This window comes from Streptomyces adelaidensis (assembly GCF_016598475.1).
In the GTDB taxonomy this organism is placed as follows: Bacteria; Actinomycetota; Actinomycetes; order Streptomycetales; family Streptomycetaceae; genus Streptomyces; species Streptomyces adelaidensis.
The window spans coordinates 131,441-150,464 of record NZ_JAEMUX010000001.1; the positions used below are offsets into that span (position 1 = coordinate 131,441).

17 protein-coding genes and 1 riboswitch are annotated in these 19,024 nt (G+C 72.0%); of the genes, 11 read left to right on the forward strand and 6 right to left on the reverse strand.

Annotation, left to right across the window (positions count from 1 at the left end):
- Window positions 1-31 precede the first annotated feature (31 nt).
- The 3 genes from I8N67_RS00620 to I8N67_RS00630 form a co-directional block, all read right to left on the reverse strand.
- Window positions 32-958 (reverse strand): LLM class F420-dependent oxidoreductase, encoded by a 927-nt coding sequence (locus tag I8N67_RS00620; protein WP_200300549.1) that lies wholly within the window; start codon window positions 956-958, stop codon window positions 32-34.
- Window positions 959-1,083: 125 nt separating this feature from the next.
- Window positions 1,084-2,295 (reverse strand): ATP-binding protein, encoded by a 1,212-nt coding sequence (locus I8N67_RS00625; RefSeq protein ID WP_307835112.1) that lies wholly within the window; start codon window positions 2,293-2,295, stop codon window positions 1,084-1,086.
- A 280-nt stretch (window positions 2,296-2,575) separates the two neighbouring features.
- Entirely contained in the window at window positions 2,576-3,265 is a 690-nt protein-coding gene (locus tag I8N67_RS00630) for a DUF5995 family protein (RefSeq protein ID WP_200300550.1), read from the reverse strand.
- A 230-nt stretch (window positions 3,266-3,495) separates the two neighbouring features.
- On the opposite strand from I8N67_RS00630, the gene I8N67_RS00635 reads away from it, so the two are divergent.
- Complete coding sequence (locus I8N67_RS00635) at window positions 3,496-4,635, forward strand: glycoside hydrolase family 6 protein (RefSeq protein ID WP_200300614.1); 1,140 nt, start codon at window positions 3,496-3,498, stop codon at window positions 4,633-4,635.
- Window positions 4,636-4,777: 142 nt separating this feature from the next.
- On the opposite strand, the gene I8N67_RS00640 is transcribed toward I8N67_RS00635, so the two are convergent.
- Window positions 4,778-5,992: an MFS transporter gene (locus I8N67_RS00640; protein WP_200300551.1), complete on the reverse strand. Its 1,215-nt coding sequence runs from the start codon at window positions 5,990-5,992 to the stop codon at window positions 4,778-4,780.
- A 144-nt stretch (window positions 5,993-6,136) separates the two neighbouring features.
- Between I8N67_RS00640 and I8N67_RS00645 the strand changes: the two genes are divergently transcribed.
- Window positions 6,137-7,522, forward strand: a complete 1,386-nt coding sequence (locus I8N67_RS00645; RefSeq protein ID WP_200300552.1) for an ROK family transcriptional regulator — start codon at window positions 6,137-6,139, stop codon at window positions 7,520-7,522.
- Between the two features lie 448 nt (window positions 7,523-7,970).
- On the opposite strand, the gene I8N67_RS00650 is transcribed toward I8N67_RS00645, so the two are convergent.
- Window positions 7,971-8,726 carry an SDR family oxidoreductase gene (locus I8N67_RS00650; protein WP_200300553.1) on the reverse strand — a complete coding sequence of 252 codons (756 nt, stop codon included), beginning with the start codon at window positions 8,724-8,726 and terminating at the stop codon, window positions 7,971-7,973.
- A gap of 416 nt (window positions 8,727-9,142) precedes the next feature.
- A riboswitch (FMN riboswitch) is annotated at window positions 9,143-9,273 on the forward strand.
- A gap of 155 nt (window positions 9,274-9,428) precedes the next feature.
- Here I8N67_RS00650 and I8N67_RS00655 point away from each other — a divergent pair.
- The 9 genes from I8N67_RS00655 to I8N67_RS00695 all read left to right on the forward strand — a co-directional run bounded on the left by I8N67_RS00655 (window position 9,429) and on the right by I8N67_RS00695 (window position 16,909).
- Window positions 9,429-10,109 carry a riboflavin synthase gene (locus I8N67_RS00655; RefSeq protein ID WP_200300554.1) on the forward strand — a complete coding sequence of 227 codons (681 nt, stop codon included), beginning with the start codon at window positions 9,429-9,431 and terminating at the stop codon, window positions 10,107-10,109.
- Window positions 10,106-10,738 carry a nicotinamide mononucleotide transporter family protein gene (locus I8N67_RS00660; protein WP_200300555.1) on the forward strand — a complete coding sequence of 211 codons (633 nt, stop codon included), beginning with the start codon at window positions 10,106-10,108 and terminating at the stop codon, window positions 10,736-10,738. Before I8N67_RS00655 ends, I8N67_RS00660 begins: the two co-directional genes overlap by 4 nt.
- Window positions 10,735-12,024 (forward strand): bifunctional 3,4-dihydroxy-2-butanone-4-phosphate synthase/GTP cyclohydrolase II, encoded by a 1,290-nt coding sequence (locus I8N67_RS00665; protein ID WP_200300556.1) that lies wholly within the window; start codon window positions 10,735-10,737, stop codon window positions 12,022-12,024. Before I8N67_RS00660 ends, I8N67_RS00665 begins: the two co-directional genes overlap by 4 nt.
- 54 nt (window positions 12,025-12,078) lie before the next feature.
- Window positions 12,079-12,564, forward strand: a complete 486-nt coding sequence (gene ribH, locus I8N67_RS00670; protein WP_200300557.1) for a 6,7-dimethyl-8-ribityllumazine synthase — start codon at window positions 12,079-12,081, stop codon at window positions 12,562-12,564.
- Between the two features lie 33 nt (window positions 12,565-12,597).
- Window positions 12,598-12,870 (forward strand): phosphoribosyl-ATP diphosphatase, encoded by a 273-nt coding sequence (locus tag I8N67_RS00675; RefSeq protein WP_200300558.1) that lies wholly within the window; start codon window positions 12,598-12,600, stop codon window positions 12,868-12,870.
- Between the two features lie 49 nt (window positions 12,871-12,919).
- A complete protein-coding gene (hisG, locus tag I8N67_RS00680; RefSeq protein WP_200300559.1) occupies window positions 12,920-13,777 on the forward strand; it encodes an ATP phosphoribosyltransferase in 858 nt (285 codons plus the stop codon).
- Window positions 13,778-13,797: 20 nt separating this feature from the next.
- Window positions 13,798-14,256, forward strand: a complete 459-nt coding sequence (locus tag I8N67_RS00685) for a PH domain-containing protein (RefSeq protein ID WP_200300560.1) — start codon at window positions 13,798-13,800, stop codon at window positions 14,254-14,256.
- A gap of 224 nt (window positions 14,257-14,480) precedes the next feature.
- Complete coding sequence (locus I8N67_RS00690) at window positions 14,481-15,824, forward strand: hemolysin family protein (RefSeq protein ID WP_200300561.1); 1,344 nt, start codon at window positions 14,481-14,483, stop codon at window positions 15,822-15,824.
- Complete coding sequence (locus I8N67_RS00695; RefSeq protein WP_200300562.1) at window positions 15,821-16,909, forward strand: hemolysin family protein; 1,089 nt, start codon at window positions 15,821-15,823, stop codon at window positions 16,907-16,909. The genes I8N67_RS00690 and I8N67_RS00695 overlap by 4 nt, the downstream gene beginning before the upstream one ends.
- A 146-nt stretch (window positions 16,910-17,055) precedes the next feature.
- Here I8N67_RS00695 and I8N67_RS00700 read toward each other — a convergent pair whose 3' ends face one another.
- Window positions 17,056-18,930 (reverse strand): AAA family ATPase, encoded by a 1,875-nt coding sequence (locus I8N67_RS00700; protein ID WP_200300563.1) that lies wholly within the window; start codon window positions 18,928-18,930, stop codon window positions 17,056-17,058.
- Between the last annotated feature and the right edge of the window lie 94 nt (window positions 18,931-19,024).

A 19,024-nucleotide genomic window follows, 5' to 3' on the forward strand; every position in this document is an offset into this window, starting at 1 on the left:
GGGCTACGGGGCCAGGGGCTGGAGGCGGTCTCTAGACCCCGGCCGCCCGTGCCGAGGCGTACACCTCCGCGGCCACGTCCTTCAGCTCCTCGGCGTCCCGCAGGCCGTACTGGAGGTCGAGGAAGATCTCGTCGAGGCCGATCGCGGCGTGGGCGGCCAGGTCCTCGGCGAGCTGGTCGGCGTTGCCCTGGAAGGGGTGGCGGTCGGCGCCGTCGTAGGTCTTGGTCTGGTACTGCACATTGATGCGCAGCACCGACCGGAGCGGTCTGATGCGGCGGCGCTCGGCGGCCAGGTTCCGCAACTCGCGCCACTGAGCGGCCAGTTCCTCGACGCCCAGACCGACCGGCAGCCAGCCGTCGGCGTGGTCGACGAGTCTGCGCCGGGCCGGGGCGTCGCTCGCTGCGAGCAGGATGGGTATCGGCCGGCGCGGCTTGGGCCCGACCACGGCGGAGGCGATCTTCGTGAGCCGTCCGTCGTACGACACCGGGTCCGGCCCCCAGACCGCCCGGCAGACCCCGATCAGCTCCTCCAGGACCTGGCCGCGCTCCTCGAAGGGCCGGACGGCCGCCGCGGCGTACTCGTCGAGGGACCAGCCCGTGCCGAGCCCCGCGACCACCCGGCCACCGCTCGCCGCGTCCAGCGAGGCGAGCGACTTGGCGAGCTGGAACGGCACGTGCAGCGGGGCGATCAGGCTGGTGCCCAGCCGGACCCGCTCGGTGGCCGCCGCGGCCAGGGTGAGTGTGACCAGGGGCTCGGCCACATGCCGGTAGTGGTCCGGCCAGGGCAGGCCCTCCAGGCCGTAGAGGCCCTGCGTGGGGGGTTCCGGGAACAGGGCCCGTTCGAAGACCCACAGGCTGTCGTAGCCGATGTCCTCGGCAATACGCGCCACGTCGGGCACGTCCTTTCCGATGTCGTACTGCCGCATCTGGGGAAGGGCGAGCCCGAGCCGTAACGCCATGCCGTGTGCTCCTCTGTGAGGGATCTTCTGGAGGGTTCTTCTCCAGTCGAACGTATTACGTTCACATGGAGCGGACGGGACGCGGGTGGGTCTGCTTCCGGCAGGGGCACCGAACGCGCCGGCGCTCAGTCCCGCCGAGCGCCCCGGACGATCCGGTCGACGACGGTGGCGGCCTGCTCCGGGTGCCCCGCCAGCCATGTGCCGAGGTGTTCCCGGACGGCCTCCTCGACGCAGGCGTGCACCGCGGTGCCGCCCAGGACGCCGCGCGTGGCGCCGAGGAACTCGGGACGGTCCAGCTTCACCGACACGACCGCTGTCAGGCCCTCGCCGATCCGGTCGGCGGTGAGATCGGGGTCGGCCGCCGTCAGCAGTCGCCGACTCCGTGCGTACGTGTTCACCGCGGCTGTCACGCCGTCCCGGAAGCCCGTCGCGTGGGTGCCGCCGTCGGGGGTGGGCCGGCTGTTGGCGAAGCTCAGGACCCGCTCCTCGCGGGCGTGGCACCAGCGGAGGGCGACCTCCAGCGTGCCCGCCAGCCGCGGGTTCTCCTGCTCGAAGCCGATGACGTCCGGGTGAACGGGCGGCGGCGCCCCTGCCTGTGCCTCCAGGAAGGCGACGAAGTCCCGTGCGCCGTTCGGGAATCGGAATCGCATCGACGCGGATCGCATCGACGTCGGTCGCATCGACGGGGATTCGCCCGGGTGGCGCTCGTCGGTCAGCGAGATGCCCAGGCCCCGGTTCAGGAAGGCCAGTTCCCTGAAGCTCTCCGCCAGTACGGTGAATGAGCACTCCGCCGTCCCGAAGATCTCGGCGTCGGGCCGGAAGGCGAAGGCGGTCCCGCTTCCGGTCGCCGGTCCCGCGTCGGTGAGCGTGGTGACCGCGACTCCGTGGGCGTACTCCTGGACCCAGCGGACCCCTTCGCGCCGCACCTCGGCCGTCAGACGGCTCGACAGCGCGTTGGCGACGCAGGGTCCGAGGCCGAAGAGGCTGAAGGAGACGGCGCGGCGGTCGCCGGGCTCCGCCCAGGCGCCCGTCCTGGTCATCAGGGCTTGGAGGCCGGGACCGTGGGCGTCCCCGTCGGCCTCGACGGGGACACCGGGACCGTCGTCGGCGACACGCATGCCGCCGTCGGACGCGAGGGTGACATCGACGGAGCCGGCGGGGTCGGCAGAGCCGGCCAGGATCTCGTTCACGGCCCGGCCGACGACCCCGAACACCAGCTCGTGCAGGCCGCGTTCGCCGGTCGAGCCGACGTACATCCCCGGCCGCTTCCGAATGGCTTCCAGCCCCTCCAACACCTCGATGTGGGCAGCGTCGTACCCGATGGCCTCGTCACTCACGAAGTCCCCCTCCGTTGGCCCAGCAGAGCTCCCCAGCTTAGGCGGATCTCTGGAAAACACCAGGTCAGAGGCAGTTTGTCGAGGGTGTGGGGCGGGCGGGTGAGCGTCTGTCCGGAGGTGGCCGACGAGGGGGTCGCGAACTATCCCCGGAGCGCGGCTGGGGGCCCACCGAGGCCGCGTACGACGCCGTTCCCGGCAGCCCCGAGGTCACCGATTCCAGCGAGGGCGCACGCCCGCCCGGAACGCCGGCCCGGTAGCCGAATGCCGCTGGCTCAGCCGCTCAGCCGCACTCCGGCAGCGGCGTAAGCAGCATCCGTCCCGGGAGGCCCACCGCCGCGTCGAGGCGATGGCCGAACTCCTCGGCGAGATCGGGGAGTCCGCGCAGTGCCCACAGCGCGCGGGCGGCCGACCAGGTGGCCTCGCGGGCCCGCTCCAGGCTCCACGAGCCGAGCAGATGGGTGAGGGGATCGGCGATCTGGAGGAGGTCGGGGCCGGGCATCAACTCCTCGCGGATGCGCTCCTCCAGCGACACGAGGACGTCGCCCACGTGCTCGAACTCGTCCTCCAGATCGGCGGGTTCACAGCCGAGCGTACGACAGGTGTCCACGAGGGCGAGCGCGAGATCGTGCCCGATGTGCGCATTGATGCCGGAGAGGGCGAACTGCAGCGGTCGTACGCCGGGATGGCGCCGGAACTGCAGCAACGGCCGCCAGCACGCGGGCGTACGGCCTCCCTCGGCGACCCGTAGATACCGCTCGGCGAAGAGCACGTCGAGGGTGATCGCGGCCTCGGCGTCCGGGAAGTGGCCGGCGTCCAGGCGCCGGTCGATGGCCTCGGTGACGGTGAGATAGACGCGGTTGAAGACCGCGAGCCCGTCCCGCTCGGGCAGGGCCCGGTCGAGGGCGCGCATGCGGGAGACGACTGTGTCTACTGAGTCCATGGAATTGGTGAAATGTTCCAACTGCGCCATAGGGGGCAGGGTCCCAGGCCTAGGGTGACACCGGTGCCGCCGTGCCCGGCACTTCCCCGGAACGGGGTAACGCGGGCCCGGCGGAAAGTGCGGAAAGCACCGGCAAGCGACGGAGCGCGGTCCGGGAGCGGGTCCGGGGGAGCAGGGGGGAGCACCACGTGTCAGGCTTACGCGCCCAGCGGCTGGCCGCACGCCGAGCCGAGCGCAGGCGGGCGGCGAGGCGCGGCGCCATGGTGGCCGCGGCATCGGTCGTGGCCGTCGTCGGCACCGTCACCGGCATGGTGACCGCGCTGAACGGTGACAGAGGCTCCGACGAGGCCCGGCCGCTGATGAACCGCTCGCCGGGCGTCGTGTCCGATCCGCCCGTGCCCACCCCGGGCTCGCCCTCCCCCTCGCCGGCCTCACCCACGCCGTCGCCCCCCAAGTCGACCGACCCGTCGAAGAAGGCCGGCGTGCGGCCCTCGGCGGACCGGACCGAACCGCGCACGGAACCCGTGTCCGACCCGGGCGAGCTCTACCGCCATCCCGACTCCCAGGTCCTCGACTGGGTCCACGACAACCCGGACGACCCGCGCAGCGCCGTCATCGAGTCCGGCATAGCCGACCGGCCGGCCGCCGTCTGGTTCACCGACCCCACCCCGGCCACCACCACCTCCCAGGTCGCGGCGGTCGCCTCCGCCGGCGCCGAGCAGGACCGGGTGCCGGTCCTCGTGGCCTACGCGATCCCGGACCGCGACTGCGGCGGGGCCTCGCAGGGCGGGGCGTCCACCCTGGAGGCGTACGACGCCTGGATCGACGCCTTCGCCGCCGGGCTCGGCTCGGACGAGGTCATCGTGGTCCTGGAGCCCGACGCGATCGCCCAGTCCGACTGCCTGTCCACCGGTGGCCGCGCCGACCGCTTCGCCTCTCTCGCCCGCGCCGGCCGCGTCCTGAAGGCCGCCACCCCCGACGCCCGCGTCTACTACGACGCCGGGCACTCGGAATGGAACCCGCCCGGCAAACAGGCCGCACTGCTCCGCGAGGCGGGCGCCGCCTCGGCCGACGGCTCCGACGGCGTCTTCAGCAACGTGTCGAACTTCAACCCCACCGAGTCCGAGGTCGCCTACACCCGCCAGGTCCTCGACGCCCTCCGCGGCCCCGCGGACCTCGGCGCCGTCATCGACACCAGCCGCAACGGCAACGGCGCCCCGGCCGACGGCGAGTGGTGCGACCCGGCCGGCCGGGGCCTCGGCCGGCCGCCGTCCCTCACCACCGGCGAACCCCGCATCGACGCCTACCTGTGGGTGAAACTGCCCGGCGAGTCCGACGGCTGCCGGGGGAGTGCGGGGGCGTTCTCGCCGGGATACGCGTACGAGTTGGCGCGGGGCTGAGCCGGGCCGGCGGTCCGCCGCGGAACCGGCCGTGCGTCCGCTGCCGGCTCGACGGGGCGCAGCCGCGCGACACCGGTGAAGCCACCGGTCCGCGCGGGCACCCCGCAGCCGACCTCGTGACTGGCCGAGTGGACCGGCTGCCTCAGGACAGCGGGCGGTCGGGAACCGCCGTGTCCGGCCGACTGACCTTCGGTCGGTCCCGGTCCGCGGCGCGCAGCACGCCCGCGAGGACGACCAGCCCGCACGCCAGCACGGTCACCAGGCCGAACGACACGACCAGGCTGGTCAACTGTGCCAGCCCGCCGATCGCACTCGGCGCGACCAGCCCCGACGTGTACGTGATGGTCGCGACGCCCGCGATGGCCTGGCTGGGGTTCGGCCCGCTGCGGCCGGCGGCGGCGAAACAGAGCGGTACGACGACGGCGATGCCGAGCCCCATCAGCGCGAAGCCGGCCATCGCGACCGCCGGGTGATCCGCGACGACGATCATCAGTCCGCCGAGCGCGGCGAGGACACCGCCCGCCCGTACGGTACGGACCGAGCCGAATCGGTTGACCACGGCGTCGCCCGCGATCCGGGCCAGCGCCATGGTCAGCATGAACCCGGTGGTGCACGCCGCCGCGAGCCCCGCCGAGGCCGCCAAGCGGTCCCGCAGATAGACCGCCGACCAGTCCAGGGCGGCCCCCTCCGCGAACACCGCGCAGAACCCGACCGCGCCGATCAGCAGCGCCGACTTCGGCGGCAGCGCGAACCTGGGCGGCGGCTCCTCGTCCTCCGCGGGCCTCAGGTCCAGCACCCCCTGGCAGGCGACCAGGCCGAGGACGGTGAGCACGACCGCTGCCAGCGCGTGATGCAGCCGGGCGTCCGAGCCCAGATGGGCGGCGAGAGTACCGGCCGCCGAACCGACCAGGGCACCCACGCTCCACATGCCGTGCAGGCCGGACATGATCGACTTGCCGAGGCGGTTCTCGATCTCCACGCCGAGCGCGTTCATCGCGACGTCCGCCATGCCCGCCGACGCGCCGTACACGAACAGCGCCAGACACAGCGTCCACAGGCTCGGCGCGAGGGCCGGCAGGATCAACGCGATCGTCCACAGTGAGATCAGCCCGCGCAACGCCGTACGGGCGCCGAAGCGGTGGCTGATCCGGCCCGCGAGCGGCATCGCCAGGGACGCGCCGATCGCCGGGAAGGCGAGCGCGAGCCCCAACTGGCCCGCGCTGACCCCCGCATGGTCCTGGATCCACGGCACGCGGGTCGCGAACGAGCCGGTGACGGCACCGTGCACCGCGAACACGGCCGCCACGGCGTACCGCGCCCGCCTCACCTCGCGCTGCTCGTAGACCACCGTGCTCATTGTCCGCCCTCCCTGAATCCGTCCGCTTCGCAGGTTGCCTACATTCGCGCCGCGTAAACTATCAGGAACCCTGCCTGATAGATAGGGAATATCGGCCCGAGGGGCACCAGCCGTACGGAGCCGCCGATCTGGAAGGATCCCGGCATGCCCGCATCACCCAGCACCGCCCGAGCCATCAACGACCGGCTCGCCCTGCGGCTGCTGCAACAGGAGGGGCCGCTGACGGCAGGGCAGTTGAAGCAGCTCACCGGTCTGTCCCGGCCCACGGTCGCCGACCTCGTCGAGCGCCTCACCGCCACCGGGCTGATCGCGGTCGTGGGGGAGTCGGGGGTACAGCGGCGCGGGCCCAACGCCCGCCTCTACGGCATCGTCGCCGACCGGGCGCATCTCGCCGCCCTCGACGTACGCACCGAGGGCGTCACGGTCGTCGTCGCCGACCTGCTGGGTACGGAGCTGGCGCGGGCGTCCGTCCCGATCACCGACGACGCGGGCACCGGACCGGCGGTGGAGCAGGCGGTCACCTTGGTGGAGCGCGCCGCGAAGGAGGCGGGCGCCGACCGGCTGCACACGGTGGGGATCGGCGCCCCCGGCCTGATCGACCCGGCCACGGGCGAACTCCGCGACTCCATCGGCCTCCCCGAATGGCACCGCCGCCTGGTCGCCGCCCTGGGCGAACGGCTCCCTGCCCGCATCCTCGTCGAGAACGAGACCAACCTCGCCGCCGTCGCCGAACAGCGCGACGGCGCCGCCCGCGACCGCGACACCTTCGTCCTCCTCTGGCTCGGCCTCGGCACCGGCGCCGCCGTCGTCCTCGACGGCCGACTCCGCCGGGGTGCCTCCGGCGGCACCGGCGAGATCGGCTTCCTCCCCGTCCCGGGCACGACCACGATCCCCTCGGCCACCGACTGCGAGGGCGGCTTCCACTCCCTGGGCGGCGCGGCGGCGGTCGCGGCCCTGGCCGCCGAACACGGCATCGAGGCCGAGACGACGGGGCACGAGCCACATGCGGCGACCCTGGTGCGGGCGGCGGTGGCGGGCCTCGCGGCGGACAGCGCGAGCGCCCCGGCGGACAGGCCGGGCGGCTCGGCGAGCGTGACGAGCCCCTCGACGAGTGCGACGGGCCGCGCGGCGGATGCGGATGCGGCCGACCGGTCGGTGTCGGCCGTGAGTCCTTCGGCGGCGCCCGCCTCCTTGGCCGAGGCTGCCACCCACGTGGAGACCGGCGGCCCCCGCCCTCCGGCAGCCGGGCCCGCCACCCGCTTCCTCGACGCCCTCGCCGACCGCCTCACCCTGGGCGCCGCCTCCGTCGTCGCCGTCCTGGACCCCGGCTGCGTCGTGCTCGGCGGTGAGGTCGGGCAGGCCGGCGGGGAAGCCCTGGCCGCACGGGTGGAAGCCCGGCTGACGGCGATGTCGCCCCTGCCGACAGAGGTCCGCCCCAGCCGCCTGGGCGGAGCCGCCGTACTGCGGGGCGCGCTCCTCATGGCCCGGGAGTCGGCCCAGGACGAGCTGTTCGCTCTGCCGGCGCGGTGACCGGGAGGGCGCCCACTCGACCGCCGGCACGGTGACCGGGAGGGCGCCCACTCGGCCGTCGGTGCGGTGACCGGCAGGCCCGCGCCGCCACCGACGCGGTGCCTCTCAGCGCGACTTCGGCCCCGAACCGCACGCTTGTCCTGCGGGGCGCGCTCCTCATGGCCCGGGAGTCGGCCCAGGACGAGCTGTTCGCTCCGCCGGCGCGGTGACCGGGAGGGCGCCCACTCGACCGCCGGCACGGTGACCGGCAGGGCGCCCACTCGGCCGTCGGTGCGGTGACCGGCAGGCCCGCGCCGCCACCGACGCGGTGCCTCTCAGCGCGACTTCGGCCCCGAACCGCACGCTTGTCCTGCGGGGCGCGCTCCTCATGGCCCGGGAGTCGGCCCAGGACGAGCTGTTCGCTCCGCCACACACGGTGACCGGCACGTCTCACGCCCCCCGCCGACGCTCAGCGCCCCTTCCGCCTCCCGAACCGCTCCGCCAGATACTCCTCGAACGTCCCCTTCCCCACGGCCCGCCCCGGTGTGAGGTGCCCCCCGGCCCGAAAGCCCCGGTACGCCTTGCCGAACAGGGGCACGCTCAGCAGCCGTCGTCGGCGACCGGTGGCGGCCAGATAGGCGTGGGCCAGCTCGGGGAAGGTCAGGATCTCGGGGCCGCCCATGTCGTCGACGCGACCGGCGGGGGCGCCCACGGCCAGCTCCGCCAGACGGTCGGCGACCTCGGTGGCGGCGACGGGCTGGTCGCGCACCCCGGCGGGCAACAGCATGACCGGTGGCTTGGCGAGGCCCTGGAAGAGCAGTACCAGGAGGTCGTGGAACTGGGTCGCGCGCAGGATCGTCCAGCCCAGTCCCGACTCCTCGACCAGCCGCTCGACGGCCAGCTTGGTCCGGTAGTAGCCGAGCGGCACCCGGTCCACGCCGACGATCGAGATGTAGACCAGGTGGCCCACACCGGCCCGCCGCGCCGCCGCGATCAGATGCGCCGCCGCCCGCTCGTCACCCCCGCGCGGCGTGGTCGCGCAGTGCACGATCGCGTCCACCCCCGCCACGGCCGCGTCCAGCCCGCCTCCGCCCGCGACGAGATCGACGGCGTACGGCTGTGCGTGGCGGCTCAGCACCCGTACCTCGTGTCCCTCCGCCCGCAGCCGCTCGGTGACGAGCCGGCCGAGAACACCGGTGCCGCCGGTCACCAGGATCGTGGTCATCGCAGTACGTCCCCTTCGTAAGCCGGACGCTCCCCGGTGGAACGCCTACGGCGGTCACGACGGGGAGCCTCCTCGAAGTGTGACAACCGGCGGGAACGATTCGCCGGAGGCGCCGCCGCCGCCCGGGAACACACAGGGGTGGGACCCGGCGACGGGGCAAGGGCCGTCGTCACCGCCGCCGGGCCGTTCGAGGCGGGTACCGCGACCGCAGACTTTGAAAGGACTAGACCAAGCCGGTCAATGGCTCGGGTCGGTCCGAGTGGGGCCGCTGCGGCGGAAGTTGACCCATGGTCAGTGATAGCCGAAACTCCCCGGCGTCCGCGGTAGAAGTACAGCGACGCGGCCTGTGAGCCACCCCACAGTCATCACCCGCATGGGTGTCGATCGGGCGTGGCACACTGGCCATGTACCAGAAGCAGCGCACTCCGGGGTCGGTGAAAGTCCGAACCGGCGGTTACAGTCCGCGACCCGGTCGCTTCCAGCGGCCGGTTGACCAGGTGAAATTCCTGGACCGACGGTTAAAGTCCGGATGGGAGGCAGTGCGCGGCGGGCGGGCATTCGTGCGCGCCGCCGTCTGTTTTCGGCCAACCCCGACAGGGGTGGCTCTGACGCGGCGTCGCCCCCTGTGCCGTAGTCCGCTCATATCTGTCGCCTTCGACAGCCCCGGAGTCCGTGCCATACGAGGCAGGGAGGACCCGGGAAGTGTTCACCGGAATCGTCGAAGAGCTGGGTGAGGTCACCGCCGTCGAGAGTCTCGGCGACTCCTCCCGCTTCCGTCTGCGTGGCCCCGTCGTCACGCAGGGCGCGCGCCACGGCGACTCCATCGCCGTCAACGGCGTCTGTCTCACCGTCGTGGAGCACGAGGACGACTGGTTCACCGCCGACGTCATGGCGGAGACCCTCGAACGCTCCAGCCTCGGCGCCCTCACCACCGGCTCCCGAGTCAACCTCGAACGCCCCATGGCCGTCGGCGAGCGCCTCGGCGGACACATCGTGCAGGGCCACGTCGACGGCACGGGCCGGGTCGTCGAGCGCAAGCCGTCCGAGAACTGGGAGATCGTGAAGATCTCGCTCCCGGCCGACCTCACCCGGTACGTGGTCGAGAAGGGCTCCATCACCGTCGACGGCATCAGCCTCACCGTCGTCGACGCGGGCCCCGACTACTTCACCGTCAGCCTCATCCCGACCACCCTCGATCTGACCACGCTCGGCCGCAAGCAGCCCGGCGACCCGGTCAACCTCGAGGTCGACGTCATCGCCAAGTACGTCGAGCGACTGCTGGGCACCCAGGCAGCGGCGGGCACCGCGGGAGCGAGCACTCCGGATGCGAGCACGCCGGGAGCAAGCACGCCGGGAGCAAGCACTCCGGGGGCGGCGAAGTGAACTCGCTGAACACGGTCGCCTTCACGGCCTTCGGCCAGCAGATCCTCTGGTCGGACATGATCGGCAACATCCTCGGCCTGATCGCCCTCGCCCTCGGCGCGGTCCGCTCCCTGTGGAACTGGCCCGTCCAGTTCCTCTCCGGCCTCATCCTCTTCGGCGCCTTCGCCGGCCACCTGACCGGCAGCGCCGGCAAGCAGGTCATCGTCATGGCCGTCGCCGCGTACGGCTGGTGGCAGTGGAACCGCAGCAAGGCGCGGTCGGCGGACGGCGCCATCGCCCCGCGATTCGCCACCTGGCGCGAACGCGGCTATCTCATCGCCGGCGCCGTGCTCGGCACCCTCGCGGTCGGCGGCCTCTTCACCGCCTTCCCGACCCTGTCGTGGGACCCCTGGCCGGACGCGTACATCTTCACCGGCACCGTCGTCGCCATGTACGCCCAGGCGCGCGGCATGGTCGAGTTCTGGTTCGCCTGGCTGCTGGTCGACCTCGTGGGCGTCCCGCTCAACTTCGCCAACGGCTACGCGTTCTCCGGTTTCGTCTACATCATCTACGGCGCGCTCGTCCTGTGGGGCATGCGCGACTGGTGGCTGCGCTCCCGCAAGCCCGCCCTGGAAGGAGCCCCGGCATGACCACGGCGCCGATCCTGTACAGCACCGACGGCATCGAGAACTTCGGACTCGACCCCATCGAGCAGGCCATCGCCGACATCGCGGCGGGCCGCCCCGTCGTGGTCGTCGACGACGAGGACCGTGAGAACGAGGGCGACCTCGTCATCGCCGCCGAGAAGGCCACCCCCGAGATCGTCGCCTTCATGATGAGCGAATGCCGGGGCATGATCTGCGCCCCGATGGAGGGCGACGAGCTGGACCGGCTCCAACTGCCGCAGATGGTGCAGCAGAACACGGAGTCGATGCGCACCGCGTTCACCGTCACGGTCGACGCCGCCCCCCGGCACGGCGTCACCACCGGCATCTCCGCCTCCGACCGCGCCACCACGCTTCAGCTCCTCGCGGGCGGCACGGCCGAGCCGGGCGACTTCGTCCGCCCCGGCCACATCTTCCCGCTGCGCGCGAGGACCGGCGGGGTGCTCGTGCGCGACGGCCACACCGAGGCCGCCGTCGACCTCGCCCGCCTCGCGGGCCTGCGCCCGGCCGGCGCGATCGTCGAGATCGCCGGCGAGGACGGCCGCATGCTGCGCCTGCCCGAACTGATCCCGTTCGCCCGCAAGCACGGTCTGACGATCATCTCCATCGAGGACCTGATCGCCTACCGCCGCTCCTGCGAGCCCACCGTCAAGCGCGAGGCCAAGACCCAACTACCCACCGCCTTCGGCGACTTCACGGCATACGGCTACCGCTCCACCGTCGACGGCGTCGAGCACGTCGCCCTCGTCCACGGCGAGATCGGCGACGGCGAGGACGTCCTCGTCCGGATCCACTCCGAATGCCTCACCGGCGACATCTTCCACTCCCTGCGCTGCGACTGCGGCCCCCAGCTCCAGACCTCCCTCGAACGCATCGCGACCGAGGGCCGGGGCGTCGTCGTCTACCTGCGTGGCCACGAGGGACGCGGCATCGGCCTGCTGTCCAAGCTGCGCGCGTACGAACTCCAGGAGCGCGGCCGCGACACCCTCGACGCCAACCTGGAACTGGGCCTGCCCGCCGACTCCCGTGACTACGGCGCCGGCGCGCAGATCCTGCTGGACCTCGGCGTCCGCAGTGTCCGGCTGATGACCAACAACCCCGAGAAGACCGGCGCCCTCGTCCGGCACGGCCTCGACGTCACCGACCGCGAGCCGATGCCCGTCCGCGCGGGCGAGCACAACCTCCGCTACCTGCGCACCAAGCGGGACCGGATGGGCCACGACCTGCCCTGGCTGGACGCTCCACCCACGTCCACCTGCGGCAACCAGTAACACCAGCGGCAAGATCCAGCGAGAACGAGTCTCAGGAACCGAGGAGCAACGAACGTGAGCGGCAAGGGCGCACCCGAACTGTCCGTACGCAACTGCGGCGACCTGCGCGTCGCGGTCATCGCGGCCCAGTGGCACGAGAAGGTGATGGACGGCCTCGTCGAAGGTTCCCTGCGCGCCCTGCGCGACCTGGGCATCGACGAACCGACCCTCCTGAGGGTCCCCGGCAGCTGGGAGCTCCCGGTCGTCGCCAAGGTCCTCGCGGGCCGCGGCTACGACGCGATCGTCGCCCTCGGCGTAGTCGTCCGCGGCGGCACCCCCCACTTCGAGTACGTGTGCCAGGGCGTCACCCAGGGCCTCACCCAGGTCTCCGTCGACACCGGCGTCCCCATCGGCTTCGGCGTACTGACCTGCGACACCGAGGAACAGGCCCTGGCCCGCGCGGGTATCGAGGGCTCCAACGAGGACAAGGGGCACGAGGCGGTGACGGCGGCGGTGGCGACCGCGGCCACCCTCCGCTCAGTATCCGAACCCTGGCGCTGACGAATCCAGTATTTGGCCTAGGCTGAGCACATCATGTCGAATAAGACGTTCGAGGAGCTCTTCACCGAGCTCCAGCAGAAGGCCGCCAACGGCGACCCCGCCACTTCCCGTACCGCGGAGCTGGTCGGGAAGGGCGTCCATGCCATCGGCAAGAAGGTCGTCGAAGAGGCCGCCGAGGTCTGGATGGCCGCGGAGTACGAGGGCAAGGAAGCGGCCGCCGAGGAGATCTCGCAGCTGCTCTACCACGTCCAGGTGATGATGGTCGCCCGCGGCATCTCCCTGGACGACGTGTACGCCCACCTCTGAGCCGTGCCCGCACCCAATCCCGTACATACGAACGAAGGAAGCTTGCCTCATGCTGCGCATCGCCGTCCCCAACAAGGGTTCCCTGTCCGGACCTGCGGGGGAGATGCTGCATGAGGCGGGCTACCAGCAGCGCCGGGAGTCCAAGGAGCTGCGGATCGTCGACCCGGTCAACGAGGTCGAGTTCTTCTACCTCCGCCCCCGCGACATCGCGATCTACGTCTCCTCCGGCCGCCTCGACATCGGCATCACCGGCCGCGACCTGCTGATCGACTCCGGCGCCAGCGCCGAGGAGATCCTGCCGCTCGGCTTCGCCCGCTCCACGTTCCGCTTCGCCTGCAAGCCGGGCGAGGCGGACGGCGTCGAGGACCTCCAGGGCAAGACCGTCGCCACCTCGTACGAGGGCATCGTGGCCAAGCACCTCGCCGACCAGGGCATCGACGCCTCCGTCGTCCACCTCGACGGCGCCGTCGAGACCGCCATCGAACTGGGCGTGGCCGAGGTCATCGCCGACGTCGTCGAGACCGGCACCTCGCTGCGCAACGCGGGCCTCGAGGTCTTCGGCGACCCGATCATGAAGTCCGAGGCCGTCGTCATCCGCCGCGTCGGCGCCGACACGTCCGCGGACAGCGAGCCCAAGGTGCAGCAGTTCCTGCGCCGCCTCCAGGGCGTCCTCGTGGCCCGGACATACGTGATGATGGACTACGACTGCCGCGTCGAGCAGTTGGAGAACGCCGTCGCGCTCACGCCGGGCCTGGAGTCGCCGACCGTCTCGCCGCTGCACAACGAGGGCTGGGTCGCCGTGCGCGCCATGGTCCCGGCCAAGGAGGCCCAGCGGATCATGGACGACCTGTACGACATCGGCGCGCGGGCCATCCTGACCACGGCCATCCACGCCTGCCGCCTCTGAGCGCCCGGGAGTCGTACGCCATGTCGAATGGTCTTCCTTCCCTGCCCGTCACTTTTCGGCCGGGCCGCACCCGGGCCGTGCTGCTGACCGCGGCGGCCGCGATCTTCGTGGTCATCACGGCGGTCGCGCTGCTGCTGCCGACGCTCGGCCCGGCGGAGCGGCTCAGCTTCGTCTTCACGGCCGCCCTGCTCGCCGGGGTGCTGTGCCTGCTGTCCCGGCCCAAGGTCATCGCCGACGAGACGGGGGTGACCGTGGTGAACATCACCGCGAAGCGGCATCTCGGCTGGCCGGAGATCGTCCAGGTGAACCTGCGGGTCGGCGACCCGTGGGTCTTCCTCGACCTCACCGACGGCACCAGCCTGCCCGCGCTCGGCATCCAGCCGGGCATCGCCAAGCAGCACGCCATCGCGGACGCCCGGGCCCTCCGGGCGTTGGTGGAGGCCCGCTCGGTCGCCGAGCCCGAACAGCGTCAGGGCTGACCCCGAACAAGATCAGGGCCGACTCAGGGCCGCCGCCCCTGCCGCACCGGCCCATGTCTTGATTAATCTGTTGGCGGAGGCGTTTTCGTTGCGCCTCCGCCTCCGCTGTTCCACCCCCGGAAAGGCGGAGGCTCCCTGCTATTCGAGGAGTGACTCCCTCCAGCGATGGACGGATCGTCCTGTAGTACCTGCGCCGCCCCCTCCCGGCATATCGAGGCGGCGGCATGACCATCCCCTTGCTGCTCCTCGGAGCCGCGTTCCTGCTGATCCTCGCCAACGGCTTCTTCGTGGCGGCCGAGTTCGGCCTCGTCACGGTCGAACGGCCGGAGGCCGAGAAGGCCGCCGCCGAGGGCGACCGCCGGGCCCACAAAGTGGTGAGCGCGCTCAAGGAGCTGTCCTTCCAGCTCTCCGGCACCCAACTCGGCATCACCATCACCTCCCTCGTCGTCGGCATGCTCGCCGAACCGGCGCTCGCGGAGCTGCTCCACGGCCCCTTCACCGCCCTCGGCATACCCGAAGGCGCGGTGTCCGGAGTCGCCGTGGTCGTCGGCATGCTGCTGGCCTCCGCCGTGCAGATGGTGATCGGCGAACTGGTGCCCAAGAACTGGGCGGTCTCGAAGCCCATGCAGGTCGCCCGCTTCGTCGCGGGACCCCAGCATGTCTTCTCCCGACTCTTCCGCCCGGTGATCGCCGCCCTCAACGCGGTCGCCAACCGGCTGGTCCGCGCCTTCGGCGTCGAGCCCACCGACGAACTGGCCTCCGCCCGCACCCCCGGCGAACTGGTCTCCCTGGCCCGCCACTCGGCCCAGGCCGGCGCCCTGGAACAGGACACGGCCGACCTCTTCGTCCGGACCCTCTCCCTGGGCGAGCTCACCGCGGAGAACGTGATGACACCGCGCGTGAAGGTCAGCGCCCTCCAGTCGTCGGCCACCGCCGAGGACGTCGTCAACCTGACCCGGGCCACCGGTCTGTCCCGCTTCCCCGTCTACCGGGAGCGGATCGACGAGATCGTCGGCATGGTCCATCTCAAGGACGCCCTCGCGATCCCGGCCCGCGACCGGCTGCACACCCCGGTGGGCCGCATCGCGAAGGCCCCGCTGCTCGTCCCGGAGACACTGCCCGTGCAGCCGCTCCTGGCCCGGCTGCGCAGCGAGCAGCCCATCGCCGTGGTCGTCGACGAGTACGGCGGTACGGCGGGCGTCGTGACCCTGGAGGACATCGTCGAGGAACTGGTCGGCGAGGTGCGCGACGAGCACGACGGACACGACCTGCCCGAACTCGCCGCCGCCCCGCCCGAGGACGGCCGCCCCGCCTGGGACGTCGACGGCAGCTGCCGCGTCGACGTGCTCCAGCGCATCGGCCTCGACGTCCCGGAGGGGCCGTACGAGACGGTCGCCGGCCTCGTCGCCGACCTGCTCGGCCGTATCCCCGCCCCCGGCGACCGCGCCGAGCTGCCCGGCTGGCGGCTGGCGGTACGCCAGGTCGGGCACTACCGGGCAGAGCGCGTACGCCTCGTACGCACCGCTCCCGCCACGGACTCCCTCACCGTGGTGGAGGCGGCCCGATGAGCGTGCTCCAACTCCTGTTCGCCCTGCTCCTCGTGCTTGCCAACGGCTTCTTCGTCGGCGCCGAGTTCGCCCTGATCTCCGTCCGCCGCAGCCAGATCGAACCCCTGGGCACCGTGAGGGCCCGACAGGTCCTCTACGGCCTGGAGAACCTGCCGCAGATGATGGCGGCGGCCCAGTTCGGCATCACCGTCTGCTCGCTGACGCTCGGCGCGGTCGCCGAGCCGACGGTGGCGAAGCTGCTGGAGCCGGTCTTCGAGGCGATCCATCTGCCGCACGGCATGATCCACCCCCTCGGGTATGTCATCGCGCTGGCCGTGGTGATCTTCCTGCATCTCGTCGTGGGCGAGATGTTGCCGAAGAACCTGGCGATGGCCGCGCCCGAGAAGACCGCGCTGTGGCTGAGCCCCGCGCTCGTCGCCTTCGCCCGGCTCTGCAAGCCGGTCACCATCGGCCTCGACGCCTGCGCCCGCCTCGTCCTGAAACTCTTCCGCGTCGAGCCCAAGGACGAGGTCGAGGCGGTCTTCACCAGCGTCCAGCTGGGCCGGCTGGTCGAGGACTCCGGCCTGGCCGGACTGCTCGGCCCCGAGGAACAGGAGCGCCTGGAGGACGCGCTGGAGCTGGGTTCCCGCCCGGTGACGGACGTCCTGCTGAAGCGCGACTCCCTGGTCACGGTGGGGCCCTCGGTGACGCCCGCCCAGGTGGTGGCCCTCACCGCCCGCACGGGCTACTCCCGCTTCCCCGTCGTCGCGGAGAACGGTGCCTTCATGGGCCGCTACCTCCATGTCAAGGACGTCCTGGACCTGGAGGACTCCGACCGAGCCGTCCCGCAACAGATCTGGCGCCCCATGACCACCCTCCGCGCGGAACTCCCCCTGGACGACGCGCTCACGGTCATGCGCCGCGCCGCCACCCACCTCGCCCAGGTCGCCGACGCCTCCGGCAAGGTCCTCGGCCTTGCCGCCCTGGAGGACGTCCTGGAACTCCTGGTGGGCGAGGTCCGAGACCCGGCCCACCGAGAACCACCGACCGCCCGTGTGACGGAGCCACGAGCCAGCACGACCCCGGAGGAGGCTTTGGCCGGCTGATTCCGCCCAGCCGCCCCCGCGCCCCTTCAGGGGCGCGGGGGCGGCTGGGCGAACGGGGTCCGGGGCAGAGCCCCGAGTCTTTGACGGGGGTCGAAGGGGCACCGCCCCTGGATGGGGGAGGGACGGGTAGGGGCGGCGGGGGCGACTCACATCCCGGAAGGATCCTGCGGCCCCCGCCCCGAAAGCACCTCCCCATACGCCTGCATCAGATCCGGCAGCCGCAAGGTGGACAGATCATCCCGCGTCGGAATCGACGGATACCCCGACAGCCGCAGATCCCGATACGCACAGCTCTTCTCATACAGCGTCCGCAGAAACCGCCCGTTGCCGAGTTCGTCGATCCACCCCTGATCGACGACATGCCCCGCGATGGACCGCAGCTCGTCAAGGGCCTCCTCGTCCCACACATCCCCGTTGTCCGCCGCGAGCACCTCGCCGATGGAGGTCAGCTCAAGAGGCCGGTAGGACGGAAAGTCCACGCGCGTCGTGAAACGGGAGGACAGCCCGGGGTTCGCCGCCAGCAGCCGGTCCATACCCTCCGGGTACCCCGCGAGGATCACCACCAGATGATCCCGGTTGTCCTCGGCCCGCTTCAGCAGCACCTGCAGCGCCTCGTCGCCGTACGCGTCGCCCTTCCCGTAACCGGAGTTGGACAACGAGTACGCCTCGTCCACGAAGAGGACACCGCCGATCGCCGAGTCGATCAGCTCGTTGGCCTTCACAGCGGTCTGCCCGAGGTACTCGCCCACCAGATCCGCCCGCTGCGCCTCCACGAGGTGATCGCCGCCGAGCAGACCGAGCGCGTAGAAGACCCGGCCCAGTATTCGCGCCACGGTCGTCTTGCCGGTCCCTGACGGGCCGGAGAAGACGAAGTGCCGCTTGGGCGGCTGGACCGGCAACCCCTGCCCCGTCCGCAACCGCGCCATGTTCAGCTGCGCGGACAACGCCTTGACCTGCCGCTTCACCGGCTCAAGGCCCACCATCCGCTCCAGCTCCGCGAGCGCCTCCTCCAGCAGCTCCGGATCCGTCGGCCCGGCGGGCAGCGGCAGCGGCTCCACCGGCACCACGGACTTCTCCCGTACGAAGGTGTCGCCGGCCTCGGGCGGCAGGCCGCCCGGCGGCGGCAGCCCGGGATCGGAGAGCTTCACATCCCGCCCCTCGGAGTCGAAGAACGGTTCCAGCCCGTCCCCGTCGAGCACGTCCTGCCCGATCCCGCCTAGCGCCATCGCCGCGAAGTCGGCCGCGTCGTCGTCGTACCCGTCCCCCTCGGCGATCGCCGCGAGCCGCGCCGAGGTGTCCATGAAGGCGGAGTCGACCCGGTGCACGGCCCGGTACAGCGGCAGCGCGGCGGCGCTGCGGCCCGTGCCCTCGTGGGCCCGGGCCAGCCAGTACCGCAGTTCCTTGCGCTGCGGCTGCTCGCTGCGACAGCGCATCAGCGCGGCGGAGAGCAGCGGCTCGGCCTGCCCGTACGTCTCCAGCCGGACCCTGGCCATGCCACCGAACAGGCCCGCCTCGATCCCCAGCAGCGGATCGTCGAGCAGCGGATCGGTGTGCCGGACCAGCTGCTCCCAGTCCTTGACGAGGTAGGCGCGACAGGCGTGCAGAAAGCGCACCTGGTGGTCCGCGTCGACCGGTGGCAGCCCCGCGAGCGCCCGGTCCAGCTCGGGCACATGGCGCCCGTCCAGCCAGTGCGAGGCGTGCGCGAGGAGCAGATCACGCGGGCTCTCCAGCACAGGCTGCACCCACCAGCCCAGCCAGTACCAGGAGTTGAGGGTGCGCCGGTGTCGCGAGCGCTGCTCCCCGAAGCGCTCCCGGTGCCGGAACATCCGTAGCAGCGCGGTCGTCGTGTCCACCCGCAGTGCGTGCAGCCCGAGCCAGCCGTCGGCCATGCCGGGATCCATCCGTACCGCGATGCGGAACTCCTCCTCCGCCTGCGGATACGCGCCCATCGTGTAGGCGTCCACGCCTCGTAGCCAGGCGAGGTCGGCCGGGGCCTCGGGGCCCCGCGAGCCGAAGTCCATCACGTCCCCCACAAACCGTGCCCCCGTTGGAAACCGAACGGGCCGGTGCCCGTCGGCAGCCTTCGTCGAACCGCCGTGCCGCGGACGGGAGTTG